Source organism: Mycolicibacterium sp. P4_G11 (assembly GCF_056555145.1).
Map to the genome: position 1 here is coordinate 488,714 of NZ_JBFUJW010000006.1, position 12,840 is coordinate 501,553.

Annotated in this window: 10 protein-coding genes; 7 read left to right on the forward strand and 3 right to left on the reverse strand. The window is 69.6% G+C overall.

All coding sequences use genetic code 11. The annotated features are described in order from the left end of the window. Positions 1 to 28: 28 nt before the first annotated feature. The gene (locus tag AC1U2B_RS16705) at positions 29 to 2,818 is read right to left on the reverse strand and encodes a helix-turn-helix transcriptional regulator (RefSeq protein WP_480217603.1); all 2,790 of its coding nucleotides are present in this window, start codon (positions 2,816 to 2,818) and stop codon (positions 29 to 31) included. A 91-nt stretch (positions 2,819 to 2,909) separates the two neighbouring features. On the opposite strand from AC1U2B_RS16705, the gene AC1U2B_RS16710 reads away from it, so the two are divergent. Together AC1U2B_RS16710 and AC1U2B_RS16715 are read left to right on the forward strand one after the other, a co-directional pair. Further along, entirely contained in the window at positions 2,910 to 3,551 is a 642-nt protein-coding gene (locus AC1U2B_RS16710; RefSeq protein WP_480217604.1) for a TetR/AcrR family transcriptional regulator, read from the forward strand. Between the two features lie 30 nt (positions 3,552 to 3,581). After that, positions 3,582 to 5,303: a DEAD/DEAH box helicase gene (locus AC1U2B_RS16715; protein ID WP_480217605.1), complete on the forward strand. Its 1,722-nt coding sequence runs from the start codon at positions 3,582 to 3,584 to the stop codon at positions 5,301 to 5,303. Between the two features lie 4 nt (positions 5,304 to 5,307). On the opposite strand, the gene AC1U2B_RS16720 is transcribed toward AC1U2B_RS16715, so the two are convergent. Further along, positions 5,308 to 6,123, reverse strand: a complete 816-nt coding sequence (locus AC1U2B_RS16720) for an HAD-IIA family hydrolase (RefSeq protein ID WP_260936834.1) — start codon at positions 6,121 to 6,123, stop codon at positions 5,308 to 5,310. Positions 6,124 to 6,190: 67 nt separating this feature from the next. Between AC1U2B_RS16720 and AC1U2B_RS16725 the strand changes: the two genes are divergently transcribed. Genes AC1U2B_RS16725 through AC1U2B_RS16745 form a run of 5 tightly spaced genes read left to right on the forward strand, consistent with a single transcriptional unit; the run spans position 6,191 to position 12,144 of the window. Then, positions 6,191 to 7,111 (forward strand): SDR family NAD(P)-dependent oxidoreductase, encoded by a 921-nt coding sequence (locus AC1U2B_RS16725; protein ID WP_043401219.1) that lies wholly within the window; start codon positions 6,191 to 6,193, stop codon positions 7,109 to 7,111. Positions 7,112 to 7,115: 4 nt separating this feature from the next. Next, the gene (gene moeA, locus AC1U2B_RS16730; protein ID WP_480217606.1) at positions 7,116 to 8,303 is read left to right on the forward strand and encodes a molybdopterin molybdotransferase MoeA; all 1,188 of its coding nucleotides are present in this window, start codon (positions 7,116 to 7,118) and stop codon (positions 8,301 to 8,303) included. A 30-nt stretch (positions 8,304 to 8,333) separates the two neighbouring features. Then, positions 8,334 to 9,062, forward strand: coding sequence for a phosphatidylserine decarboxylase (locus AC1U2B_RS16735; protein WP_480217607.1), 729 nt, complete (start codon positions 8,334 to 8,336; stop codon positions 9,060 to 9,062). Further along, complete coding sequence (gene pssA / locus AC1U2B_RS16740) at positions 9,059 to 9,949, forward strand: CDP-diacylglycerol--serine O-phosphatidyltransferase (protein ID WP_043401210.1); 891 nt, start codon at positions 9,059 to 9,061, stop codon at positions 9,947 to 9,949. The genes AC1U2B_RS16735 and pssA overlap by 4 nt, the downstream gene beginning before the upstream one ends. Then, the gene (locus AC1U2B_RS16745; RefSeq protein WP_480217608.1) at positions 9,946 to 12,144 is read left to right on the forward strand and encodes an AAA family ATPase; all 2,199 of its coding nucleotides are present in this window, start codon (positions 9,946 to 9,948) and stop codon (positions 12,142 to 12,144) included. Before pssA ends, AC1U2B_RS16745 begins: the two co-directional genes overlap by 4 nt. 14 nt (positions 12,145 to 12,158) lie before the next feature. Here the strand turns inward: AC1U2B_RS16745 and AC1U2B_RS16750 are convergent, their stop codons facing one another. Then, entirely contained in the window at positions 12,159 to 12,749 is a 591-nt protein-coding gene (locus AC1U2B_RS16750; protein WP_480217609.1) for a TetR/AcrR family transcriptional regulator, read from the reverse strand. Positions 12,750 to 12,840 lie beyond the last annotated feature (91 nt).

The following is a 12,840-nucleotide window of genomic DNA, read 5'->3' on the forward strand; positions in this document are numbered from 1 at the left end:
CCTTTCCATTTGGGGCCACCGGCGGTTCTCAGATCAGCGCGGAAAGATCCGTCGTCCAGGTCGCAGGGCGCGCCACGTCATGAATCTGATGACGGCTGGTGACGCCGAGCTTGGGAAACGAGCGATACAGATGGTTGGACACGGTTCGCACCGACAGGTTCAAGATGGCCGCGATCTGTGGATTGGTGTACCCCTCGCTGACGAGGTAGACCACGTTGTGTTCCTGCGAGCTCAGCGCGCCGGTCTGCACCGATGACGAACGCGGACGCACTCCGGCCGCCCGCAGTTCACGGGCGCACAGCTCGACCCACGGCGCCGCGCCGAGATCCTGCATGACGGTCAGCGCCGCGGCCAGCTGATGCTGGCAGTCCCGGCGCCGGCGGTGCCTGCGCAGCCATCCGGCATAACTGATGCGCAGCCGCGCCCGCTCGAAAGGCCAACGGCTGCCGGCCGGATCGGACAGCGCCTCGGCATAGCGTGCACCCGCGGTGTCTGGATTGAGTACGGCGTCCGCATGAGCGACCAGCTGGGTCAACCGCGGTGACACCGATCTGGGCAGATGCCGCAGAATCCGGGTCAGTTGTACGCGGGCCTGATCGATTCGCCCGGTCAACACGGCGGCCTCCGCGTAATCCGCCAGCGCCAGATACGACGCGCTGGTGTGCAGCGGCAATCCGGATTCGTCGAACAGCTCCGACAATTCGGCGTAGGCGGTGGTGTTCTGGTTCTCGGCCAGCGCGATCGAACCCGCGACATGGTGCATCCAGGCCGCCAGCACGGGCCGGTCCCGGAAGTCGGCCAACTCGGTGGCCGACTTCAGGCGCGCACGGCTGGTGGCGGCCTGCCCGCGCCGGGCAGCCACCGTGGCGATCACCAGGTCCGCGATCCGGGCCACCACGGGCACATCGGCGACCGCCGCCGAAGAGCTCATCGAGGCCGCCGATTCGACGGCCTCGTCCCAACGGCCCGAGTCGACGAAAGCCCAGGACAGCGCCGTTGAGGCCAACCCGCCGAAGCGCGGCGCCAGCGCACCGGTGTGCGCGCCGCGCAGGCAGCGCACCGCCAGGTCCGGTTCCCCGGCCAGCCAGGCCGAGGCGCCGACTGCGGTGAGCCCGACGGAGTCGCCGACCTGACCGGCCAGCCCGATGATGTCCGGCAACTGCAGATGTGCCAGGTGCGGGTCGGTGGCGGTTCGGATCCAGACGCTGTCGGCGCGCGCAGACACCGAGACCGGCGGCTCGGCGTCCTCCAGCTGCCTCAGCAGGCGTGCGACGCCACACCGCCCCGCGGCATCGTCGGCGATGAAAGTGACCGTCGCGGCGACCCGAAGCGACTCCCAGGCGACCGCGGGGGCGATATCGACAGCCAGGCCGGCCGCCTTGAGCAACATGTCCAGCACCTGCTGATTGTTGGCGTCCCAGCAGCGCGCCGACCCCAACTCCGTATGGGCGCGTACCTGAGATATGAGGTCGTCGACACCGTTGAGGGCGCGCCGGCTCAGCTCCGCGGACCAGTTGGGATCGCCGGCGTTGCGCGCCAGGGGCGCCGCCCGCACCAGACGCCGGGCGTGCTCGCCGACATCGCTGGTCAGCATCGCCGCGCGGTGCATGACGGTCGCGGCCGCCAGATAGCCGTCCCGGCGCAGCACCTCGTCGCAGGTGTCGGCCAACTGCGCGGCCAGCGCGTCGTCGGGTGTGAGTGCCGCTTGCGCGCGATGCCATACCTGCCGGTGCGGTAGCGCCACCAGGGCCTCGGCCAGGCGAAGATGCGCCGCCGAGCGCGCCGCCGACGGTGCCCGGTGATAGGCCGCCGACCGCATCAGCGGGTCCAGGAACTGCACCCGGCTCGATTCCACCCGGATGATCCCGGCGACCTCGGCCGGCGCGAGGGTGTGCGCATCCGCGAGCGCCGCGGGCATCAGGTGCCGCAGATCTTGTTCGGAGGCCGACGCGAGCACGAGCAGCGCGGCGCGGGTCGGCGCGGGTAACCGCGCGAGACGGCGACTGAAGATGCCGAGGCTGGGTGCGGGCAGCGCCAACGGTTCGGCGGCCGGCCCCGCCGTGAGCACATCGGCCGCGGCCGTCTCGGCGAAGGCGATCACGGCTGCCGGGTTACCCGCGGCCGCGGTCAGGATCTGCTCTCGCCGCAGTCCGCGCGGCACGTACGGCTGCCGCTCGAGCAGCGCGGCAGCATCGTCGCGCTCCAGCGGCCGCAATTCGATCTCGACAGAGCGGCCGTCACCGCTGAGCACCTTTCCGGCCGTGGCCGGGATCGCCAGCACGACGGTCAACAACCGGCCTGCGCTGCGGCGGGCGGCGAACATCATCGCGGTGCGCGACGGTTCGTCGAGCCACTGCCCGTCGTCGATGCAGACCAGGACCGATTGCCGCTTCTCGACGGCGTCGAGCAGCCCGAGCAGGGCCATGGCGACCCGCACGGTGTGGAGTTGCTCCCCGCTCGGCGACTGCAGGGCGGTTTCGATGACCCGCTGGTACTGGTGGGCCTCACCACCCCAACAGCCGAGCGCGTGGACGAGTTGGTGCACACCGGCGAACGGGGTAGTCGATTCGCCCGGGGTGCCGGCGATCGACAGCACCCGAAAACCAACGGACCGGGCATGCCGGCAGGCCACCTCGAGCAGCGCGGATTTGCCGGACCCGGCAGCGCCGGACACCACCACCGTGTGTCCGCGCGGGGTGTCGCTGATCGCGGACATCAACCTCGAAAGTTGTTCACCGCGACCGACGAGTTCCGGCGTCAGCGTGGCCGACCGTTGCGGAAAGGGCTCGGCGACCACACCACCTCCTGTGACCCACATCCCACCCGATTCGGAACGTTAGGCAGACCTCACGGCGCTGTCAACTATCCGGTTAGTTAGCAAACTGGCCGGGGTCGCTAAGATCTCGCAAATGGGGCACCCGCGAGATTCCGACGCCACTCGAGCGCGGCTCATCTGCGCGGCAACTGCCGAATTCGCCGAGTACGGCATTGCCGGAGCGCGCGTCGATCGCATCGCCGCCAACGCGGGCGCGAACAAGGCACAGATTTATCACTACTTCGGCAGCAAAGATCAGCTGTTCGACGCCGTGTGGGCGACGATGACGCAGAGGTTCTTCGCCGACAGCCCGGTCGTGGCCGACGACCTGCCCGGCTACGCGGCCCATCTGATCGACGTCTATGCCAGCCAGCCCGAGGTCGGCCGGCTGATCGCCTGGCACCGGCTCGAGAGAGCCGACGATTCCAGCTCGGGCTTTCCCGGCGAGACGATGCACGAGCAGATTGCGTCGATCGCCGCCGCCCAGGCCGACGGCAAGCTCACCAGTGAGCTTCCCGCGCCGGTGCTCTTCACGCTCGTCCTCACCATCGCGTCGATGTGGCACAACCTCAGCCCCACCTTGCTGGCCGTGATCGGCGTCGACGACCATGCCCAGCGCAAGGCGATCGTCTGCGACGCGGTGACACGGCTGATCACGACCTCGCGCGGCGACACCACCCAGGGGCGCGCCGGGACACGCCGGACAAATGTGCATCCGCCAAACCCGTTGCCCTAAACTGCCCTTCGACCAAGGAGGAGTCTTCGGGTGCGGGCATATGCAGCGCCCAGCACCCAGGCTTTACGGGGCTGGCAACGTCGGGCTTTGGTGCGGTATCTGACCGCCAAGCCGCGGGATTTTCTTGCTGTCGCGACCCCTGGTGCAGGCAAGACGACCTTCGCCCTGCGGATCGCCGGTGAGTTGCTGACGGAGCGCACCGTCGACCAGGTGGTGGTCGTCGTCCCGACCGAGCACCTCAAGACCCAGTGGGCCGAAGCCGCGGCTCGCGTCGGCATGTCCCTTGACCCCAAGTTCAGCAACTCCGTCGGGCACACGTCCTCGGACTATCACGGCATCGTCGTCACCTACGCCCAGGTGGCCAGCCATCCGACCAGGCACCGGGTGCGCACCGAGAATCACAAGACGCTGGTGATCTTCGACGAGGTCCACCATGGCGGCGACGCGAAGAGCTGGGGCGAGGCCATCCGCGAGGCCTACGACGACGCGACGCGACGTCTCTGCCTGACCGGGACCCCGTTCCGGTCGGACGACAGCCCCATCCCGTTCGTGCAGTACGCGCCCGACGGCAGCGGACACCAGCAGTCGGTGGCCGACCACACCTACGGCTACTCCGACGCCCTCGCCGACGGCGTGGTGCGGCCGGTGGTGTTCATGGCGTACTCGGGTGAGGCCCGCTGGCGCGACAGCGCCGGCGAGGAGCACTCGGCCCGCCTCGGCGAACCGCTCAACGCCGAACAGACCGCCCGCGCCTGGCGCACCGCGCTGAACCCCGAGGGCGAATGGATGCCCGCGGTGATCGCGGCGGCCAACAAGCGCCTGGGCCAGCTCCGCCGGCACATCCCGGACGCCGGCGGCATGATCATCGCCACCGACCAGACCACCGCCCGCGCCTACGCCAAGTTGCTGCAGTCGATCACCGGCGAGGAAGCGACCATCGTGCTGTCGGACGATCCGACGGCGTCGGCCCGCATCTCGCAATTCTCGGAGAGCAGCAGCCGCTGGTTGGTCGCGGTGCGCATGGTGTCCGAAGGCGTCGACGTGCCCCGGCTGGCGGTCGGGGTGTACGCCACGAGCGCGTCGACTCCCCTGTTCTTCGCGCAGGCCATCGGCCGGTTCGTGCGCCTGCGGAAGAAGGGTGAGACGGCCAGCATCTTCCTGCCGTCGGTGCCCAACCTGCTCGAGCTCGCCAGCGAGCTGGAGCGCGAGCGCAACCACGTGCTGGGCAAGCCGCACCGCGTGTCCGACGGGCTCGACGATGAGCTGCTCGAGCAGGCGCAGAAGAAGGAAGACGAGAAGTCGGAGCTGGAGAACGGCTTCGAGATGCTCGGCTCGGACGCCGAGCTGGATCAGGTGATCTTCGACGGTTCGTCGTTCGGTACCGCGACGGAGGCCGGCAGCGACGAGGAGGCCGACTACCTCGGTATCCCCGGTCTGCTGGACCCCACCCAGATGCGTGACCTGCTGAGCAAGCGCCAGGACGAGCAGCTGCAGAAACGCAGCGCCAAGGCCGCCGCCAACCCGGGCATCCCGCAGCCGCCGCTGACCACGCACGGCCAGCTCCGCGAGCTACGTAAGGAGCTGAACCTGCTGGTGGCGGCGTTCCATCACCGCACCGGCAAGCCGCACGGCTGGATTCACAACGAGCTGCGGCGCCGGCACCCCGGCCCGCCGGTGGCTGCCGCGACCCGCGAGCAACTGCAGGACCGCATCGCCGCGCTCCGGAACATGCAGCGCGAGCTGACGGCCTGAAGCCCTAAAGCCCGAGCAGCTCCGGCAGATCAGCGACCGAGTCGACCACGTAGTTCGGCTGCATCGCGAATTCGTCTGCGGCCCAACGGTCCAGCGTGTCCTGCCGGAACTTGCCGGTGCGCACCAGCACGCCGGTCATCCCGACGACCTGGGCCGCGAGCACGTCATTGTTGAGGTCGTCGCCGACCATGTACATCTCTTCGGGCTCGACGCCGAGCCGTGCGGCCGCGGCCAGGAACCCGGCGGGTGCGGGCTTGCCGACGGCGGTGCCCTGATAGCCGGTGGTCTGTTCCAGGCCGGCCAGATAGAGCCCGGTATCCACCCGCAGGCCGTCGGCGGTGTTCCACGCGTTGCTGCGGTGCATCGCCACCACGGGGACGCCGCGGGCCATCCAGTCGTAGACCCAACTCAGGGTCAGATGCGTGTAGTCGGGTCCCGCGCCGCCGAGGAGCACCACGTCGGGCGTGTCGGGCTGCTGCGGTCCAGCGAAGTCGGCGGCGTACACCAGATCGACGCCGGGCATGTCCGCACCGATCTGGCCGTTGTTCACCAGGAAACATCGGGCACCCGGGTAGCGGTCGCGCACGTAGTCAGCGGTCAGCACCGCGGCGGTGACGACCTCGTCGGAGGCGACGTCAATGCCTGCGGCACAGAGCAATTCGGCGATCTGCTGGCGGGTCCGGGTGGTGGTGTTGGTCAGGAACGAGCGGGCGATCTGACGCTCCTCCAGCGCCCGCAGAGTTTCGGCCGCACCGTCGATCGGACGCCACGAGGTCACCAAGACACCATCGATGTCGAAGAGGACCCCGCCGATTGCCATGCTGCCGACAGTAAACGCCCGCCGCTCCCGCGCAACTCAGGCGGTCCGCTCGGTAGTGTCTTCGGCCATGACCACCAAGTGGACCGCCAATGACGTGCCGGACCAGACGGGGCGGGTGGCGATCGTCACCGGCTCCAACACCGGGTTGGGCTATGAGACGGCGCGCGTATTGGCCGGCCAGGGTGCGCGCGTGGTGATGGCGGTGCGCGACACCGCCAAGGGCGACGCGGCAGCCGCCCGGCTCCGGGCGAGCACCCCGAACGCCGACGTCACCGTGCAGAAGCTGGACCTGGGTTCGCTGACCTCGGTCCGCGCCGCGGCCGACGACCTGCGGGCCGCCTACCCGCGGATCGACCTGCTGATCAACAACGCCGGCGTGATGTACCCGCCCAAGCAGATCACCGCCGACGGCTTCGAATTGCAGTTCGGCACCAACCATCTGGGTGCCTTCGCGCTCACCGGCCTGCTGATCGAGAACCTGTTGCCCGTCGCGGGCTCGCGGGTGGTGACGCTCGGCAGCATCGCCCACCGCATCCTCGGCAAGATCGACTTCACCGACCTGCAGTGGGAGAAGCGCCGCTACAACCGCGTCGCCGCCTACGGTCAGTCGAAATTGGCCAACCTGATGTTCGCCTACGAGCTGCAACGCCGGCTCGTGGCCACCAACGCCGAAACCATCTCGGTCGCGGCCCATCCCGGCATTTCCAACACCGAGCTGATGCGCCACATCCCCGGCTCCAGCCTGCCCGGCTTCAACCAGATCAGCGGGCTGGTCGCCAACAGCCCCGAGGTCGGCGCCCTGGCCACGTTGCGGGCCGCTGTCGACCCGGCCGCCCGCGGCGGTGAGTACTACGGCCCGTCCGGGATTCGGCAGCTGGTCGGTCACCCGGTGCTGGTCCAGTCGAGCGCGCAGTCGCACGATGCCGGCATCCAGCGCCGGTTGTGGACGGTGTCCGAGGAACTCACCGGCGTCACCTTCGCGATCTAGCCCGATGCGAACTGTCGAGGAACATCAGCAGGTCGTCGCCGGCCTGATCACCGCCCGGCCGGCCCTCACCGTGCCGCTGGCCGACGCCCTCGGGCTGGCCCTTGCCGACGATGTGGTGGCGCCGCTGTCCCTGCCCGGTTTCGACAACTCGGCGATGGACGGCTATGCCGTGCTGGCCGTCGACGTGGCCGCGGCCTCTGCCGAGAACCCGGTGAAACTGCCTGTCGCCGAAGATATTCCGGCCGGTCGCACCGACCTGCTGACCTTGGCGCCCGGCACCGCGCACCGGATCATGACCGGCGCGATGCTGCCGGCCGGCGCCACGGCGGTGGTACCCGTCGAATCCACCGACGCGGCGACGGACATCGTCTCGATCTTCTCCTCCAGTTCGGAGGGCCGGCACATCCGGCGCGCCGGCGAGGACGTCACCGCCGGGATGACGGTGCTGCCGGCCGGTGAGGTGCTGTCTCCCGCGGCACTGGGCCTGGCGGCGGCCCTCGGCTTCGCCGAACTGAAAGTGATTCCGCGGCAACGGGTTCTGGTGCTGTCCACCGGAACCGAACTGGTCACGCCGGGCACCCCGCTGCAGCCCGGCCAGATCTACGAGTCCAATGCCGTCATGCTGGCCGCGGCGCTGCGCGAGGCCGGAGCCGACGTCACCACCGCACCCGCGACGTCCGATGACGTCGCGCTGTTCCGGGAAACCCTGGCCGGTCACGCCAGGGACGTCGACCTGATCATCACGACGGGCGGCGTCAGCGCCGGCGCCTACGAGGTGGTCAAAGATGCGCTCTCCGGAGATGTCGAGTTCGTGAAGGTCGCCATGCAGCCCGGGATGCCGCAGGGTGCAGGCACGGTCAATGGCACCCCGATCATCACGCTGCCGGGTAATCCGGTTTCGGCGCTGGTGTCGTTCGAGGTGTTCATCCGGCCGCCCCTGCGCGCGGCGATGGGGCTGACGGCCGAAAGGCCGCGCCGCTCAGCGACCCTCACCGAGAAGCTGACGTCCCCCGCCGGGAAACGGCAGTTCCGCCGCGGCGTCGTGGGCACCGATGACGAAGTGAGCAGCTACGGCCCGCCGGCGTCGCACCATCTCCGGTGGCTGGCGACGGCAAACTGCCTGCTGGACATCGGCGAGGACGTCGTCGAATTGGCAGCCGGATCTCCCGTGCCCATCTGGGATCTCAGTTAGAGCCCCCCTAAACCGTAGAATCGAGTCCCGATGGCCAGACCTGCGCGCCCCCCAGCTGACACTCCAGATTCCGAACTGTCTCGTTTAGTCGATCTGGTCCGCTCGACCGTTCCCCCGATCCACCCGGCCGGCCTGCCGTTCGTCGGCGGTGCCCTCGGCGTCGCCGCGCTCGGTGCCCGCAAGCCGTGGATCCGGGCGGCCGGCCTGACCGCGGCCGCCGCATGCGCCGGGTTCTTCCGGCATCCGTCGCGGACACCACCGAGCCGGCCCGGCGTCGTCGTCGCACCGGCCGACGGTCAGGTGACGCTGATCGACGAGGCCGTGCCGCCCGCCGAGCTGAACCTGTCGGACGAGCCGCTGCCCCGGATCAGCATCTTCCTGTCGGTGTTCGACGCGCACGTGCAGCGCGCGCCGGTGGCCGGCGAGGTCATCACCGTCAAGTACAAGCCGGGCCAGTTCCTGTCCGCCGACAAGGCCGAGGCCAGCGAGAACAACGAGCGCAACAGCATCTGGCTGCGCACCGCCGACGGCCACGACGTCGTCGCGGTGCAGCTCGCCGGACTGGTGGCCCGCCGCATCGTGTGCAACACCCACCCGGGTGCGCACCTGGCGCTGGGTGAGACGTACGGCCTGATCCGCTTCGGCTCGCGCCTGGACACCTACCTGCCCAAGGGTTCGGTGATCGGCGTCGAGATCGGCCAGCGCGCCGTCGGCGGCGAGACCGTGCTGGCGGAACTGCCCGGCGGGTCGCCGGCATGAAACCGCGGATCAAGACTCCGCAGGTAAGCCTGCGGAAGCTGGTCCCCAGCGCCCTGACCGTCGCTGCCATCTGCCTGGGTCTGACGGCGGTCAAGTACGCCCTCGATCACCGTCCGACCGAGGCCATGGCGCTGCTGGCGGGTGCTGCGATCCTCGACGCGCTCGACGGGCGCGCGGCCCGCATGCTCAACGCCACGTCCAAGATGGGCGCCGAGATCGACTCACTGGCCGACGCGGTGAACTTCGGTGTGGCACCGGCGTTCATCGTGTACGCCACCCTGCTGGAGCACAACACCTCGCCGCTGGCGTGGATCGTGGTGCTGCTGTACGCGGTGTGCATCGTGCTGCGGCTGGCACGGTTCAACGCCATGCTCGACGTGGAGGGCCCGGCGTTCGAGAAGGAATTCTTCACCGGCATGCCTGCCCCGGCCGGCGCGATCGGCGCCATCGGTCCGCTGGCGGCCAAGATGCAGTTCCCCGGGCCGTGGTGGGATTCGCACTGGGGTCAGGTGTTCATCTGCGTCTGGCTGATCGGCGTCTCGCTGCTGGTGGTCAGCACCGTGCCGATGCGCAAGGTGCACACCTTCGCCATCCCGCCGAACATGGTGCTGCCGCTGTTGGCCTTGCTCGCGATCCTGGTCGCTGCCTCGGTCATGTACGGCTACATCGTCATCCTGGTGATCATCGTGGCTTACGTGCTGCACATCCCGTTCGCCATCCGCACCAAGGCGTGGCTGCGCGAGCACCCCGAAGTGTGGGACGACAAACCCAAGGAGCAGCGGCAGGCGCGCCGGGCCATCCGCCGTGCGCAGCCGCGGCGCACCGACCGCCAGCACCGCCGCTCCACGGCCCGGCTCCGGTTGCGTAGGCCGGGTCCGCGGCGATGACACAGGCCCTGCAGCCTGCTTCCGACCCGACCGGCGCGCAGCTTCAGCTCACCGCCCGGCTCAACACCTCAGCACTGGACGCCCGTCGCGGCGTGGTGATGCTGCACCCCGAAGCGATTGCCGCCCTGGGTATCCGCGAGTGGGACGCGGTGTCGCTGACCGGTACCCGCGCCACCTGCGCGGTAGTCGGCGTCGCCGCCACCGGGACTCCTCCTGGCACCGCGCTGCTCGACGACGTGACGCTGTCCAATGCCGGCGTGCGGGCCGACGCCCCGGTCCTGGTGTCCCCGGCGACGGTGTACGGCGCCCGGTCGGTGACCGTCAGCGGTTCGCGGCTGGCCAGTGGCTCGATATCGCCCGCGACCCTGCGAATGGCGTTGCTGGGCAAGGTGATGACGGTCGGCGACACGGTCTCGCTGCTGCCGCGGGACCTGGGTCCGGGCACCTCGACGTCCGCGGCCACCTCCGCGCTGGCCACCCAGGTCGGCATCACCTGGACCTCGGAGCTGCTCACCGTGACGGGCGTGGACCCCGCCGGCCCGGTCAGCGTGCAACCGAATTCGGTGGTCTCCTGGGGTGACGTAACCGTCGTCACCGCGGCCGCGCAGCCCGTGATCTCCCCGGCGGAAACCGTTGAAGTCCAAGCCCTTTCGATCGACGATCTGAAAGGCATGTCGGCCCAGGTGACCCGGCTGACGGAGTGGCTCAAGCTCGCTCTCGACGAGCCCGAGTTGCTCGAAACACTGGGCGCCACAGCCAATCTCGGCGTGGTGGTGTCCGGGCCCGCGGGCGTCGGCAAAGCCACGCTGGTGCGCGCGGTCTGCCGCACGCGTCGCCTGGTCGAACTCGACGGTCCGGAGGTCGGGGCCTTGCGGGCCGAAGACCGATTGGCCGCAGTCGCCGCTGCGGTGAGTTCTGTCCGCGATGGCGGCGGCGTTCTGCTGATCACCGACGTCGACGCACTGCTGCCCGCGGTCACCGAGCCCGTGGCCACGCTGATCCTGACCGAACTTCGCAAGGCCGTCGCCAGCCGCGGTGTGGCATTCATCGCGACGTCCGCCGTGCCCGACGGCGTGGATGCCCGGCTGCGCGCCCCCGACCTCTGCGACCGCGAACTCGGGCTGACCCTGCCCGACGGCGCCACCCGCAAGGCCCTGCTGGAGGTGCTGCTGCGGTCGGTGCCCGCCAAGGAGCTGAACCTCGACGAGATCGCCGAGCGCACACCGGGATTCGTCGTCGCCGACCTGGCCGCGCTGGTGCGGGAAGCCGCGCTGCGAGCCGCTGCCCGCGCCAGCTCCGACGGCGCCGAGCCGGCGTTGACCCAGGCCGATCTGACCGGCGCACTGTCGGTGATCCGGCCACTGTCGCGGTCGGCGACCGAAGAGGTCGCCGTCGGGTCGGTGACCCTCGACGACGTCGGCGACATGGTGGCCACCAAGCAGGCGCTGACCGAAGCAGTGCTGTGGCCGTTGCAGCATCCGGACACCTTCGAGCGGCTCGGCGTGGAACCGCCGCGCGGTGTGCTGCTCTACGGCCCGCCCGGCTGCGGCAAGACATTCCTGGTGCGTGCCCTGGCCAGCTCCGGCCGGTTGTCGGTGCACTCCGTCAAGGGCGCCGAGCTGATGGACAAGTGGGTGGGCTCCTCCGAGCGCGCCGTGCGCGAGTTGTTCCAGCGCGCACGCGATTCCGCGCCGTCGCTGGTGTTTCTCGACGAGATGGACGCGCTGGCGCCGCGGCGCGGGCAGAGCTTCGATTCGGGCGTCACCGATCGCGTGGTGGCCTCACTGCTCACCGAACTCGACGGCATCAATCCCCTGCGCAACGTCGTGGTGGTGGGCGCCACCAACCGGCCGGACCTCATCGACCCCGCGCTGCTGCGCCCGGGCCGGCTGGAGAAGCTGGTGTTCGTCGAGCCGCCCGATGCCGATGCCCGTCGCGAAATCCTGCGTACCGCAGGCAAATCCATTCCACTGGCGCCCGACGTCGACCTCGGCGAATTGGCCGGCGACCTCGACGGCTACAGCGCCGCTGATTGCGTGGCCCTGCTGCGCGAGGCCGCACTGACCGCGATGCGCCGGTCCATCGACGCGGCCGCCGTCACCGCGGACGACGTCGCCAAGGCCCGGGAAACCGTGCGACCGTCACTGGATCCCGCTCAGGTGCAATCACTTCGGGAGTTCGCCGAGAGCCGGTAGGCGACTACCGCCTACTACCCGGCCAGGTTCAGGACCGCCTGGATCGCGGCGCGGACGCGGCGTTTCAGCTCACCGGAATCCGCACTGTCGAACTTGCCGTCCAGGAACAGGAACGCCAGGCCGTGCACCAACGCCCAGACGGCGTCGCTCAATGCGTCGGCATCCGCGTCCGGAAACGCCCGGGCGATATTGGCCCGAAGGTAGGTGGAAATCGCCGCAACCGCCTCGGCGCGCTCGGGGCTGGTTGCGTCGCCTTGCTCGGTGAACATCGCGCGGAACAGGGCGGGACGCCGGAGCGCGAACTGGACGTAGGCGATGGCGACGTCGGCGATCTCGTCGGCCGTCGACGGGGACGGGCTCACCGCGACCAGATCCTGAGCCAGCTCGCGATAGCCGACGGCCGCCACGGCTGACATCAGCGCGTCCCGGTCCTGGTAGTGCCGGTAGGGGGCGGCGGCGGTGACGCCGGCGTGGCGGGCGACGGCGCGCATCGACAGCGCCGCGGCACCCTCCTCCTCCAGCAGCGCGAGCGCCGAGTGCACCAGCGCGGTCCGCAGATCGCCGTGGTGGTACGTCGCTTTCGACATCGAACCAGCCGCTGTCATGAGTCCTGCCTCACAAATGTTGACACTGTTTACATTGCCCCATATAAATGTGAGCAGCGTTCACATCATACCGACCTGAACTCCGCCATCG

Coding starts and splice junctions, on each gene's coding strand:
- AC1U2B_RS16725 (WP_043401219.1), top strand. CDS start 6,191: ATGACCACCAAGTGGACCGCCAATGACGTGCCGGACCAGACGGGGCGG.
- AC1U2B_RS16710 (WP_480217604.1), top strand. CDS start 2,910: ATGGGGCACCCGCGAGATTCCGACGCCACTCGAGCGCGGCTCATCTGC.
- AC1U2B_RS16750 (WP_480217609.1), bottom strand. CDS start 12,749: ATGACAGCGGCTGGTTCGATGTCGAAAGCGACGTACCACCACGGCGAT.
- moeA (WP_480217606.1), top strand. CDS start 7,116: ATGCGAACTGTCGAGGAACATCAGCAGGTCGTCGCCGGCCTGATCACC.
- AC1U2B_RS16720 (WP_260936834.1), bottom strand. CDS start 6,123: ATGGCAATCGGCGGGGTCCTCTTCGACATCGATGGTGTCTTGGTGACC.
- AC1U2B_RS16735 (WP_480217607.1), top strand. CDS start 8,334: ATGGCCAGACCTGCGCGCCCCCCAGCTGACACTCCAGATTCCGAACTG.
- AC1U2B_RS16705 (WP_480217603.1), bottom strand. CDS start 2,818: ATGTGGGTCACAGGAGGTGGTGTGGTCGCCGAGCCCTTTCCGCAACGG.
- pssA (WP_043401210.1), top strand. CDS start 9,059: ATGAAACCGCGGATCAAGACTCCGCAGGTAAGCCTGCGGAAGCTGGTC.
- AC1U2B_RS16745 (WP_480217608.1), top strand. CDS start 9,946: ATGACACAGGCCCTGCAGCCTGCTTCCGACCCGACCGGCGCGCAGCTT.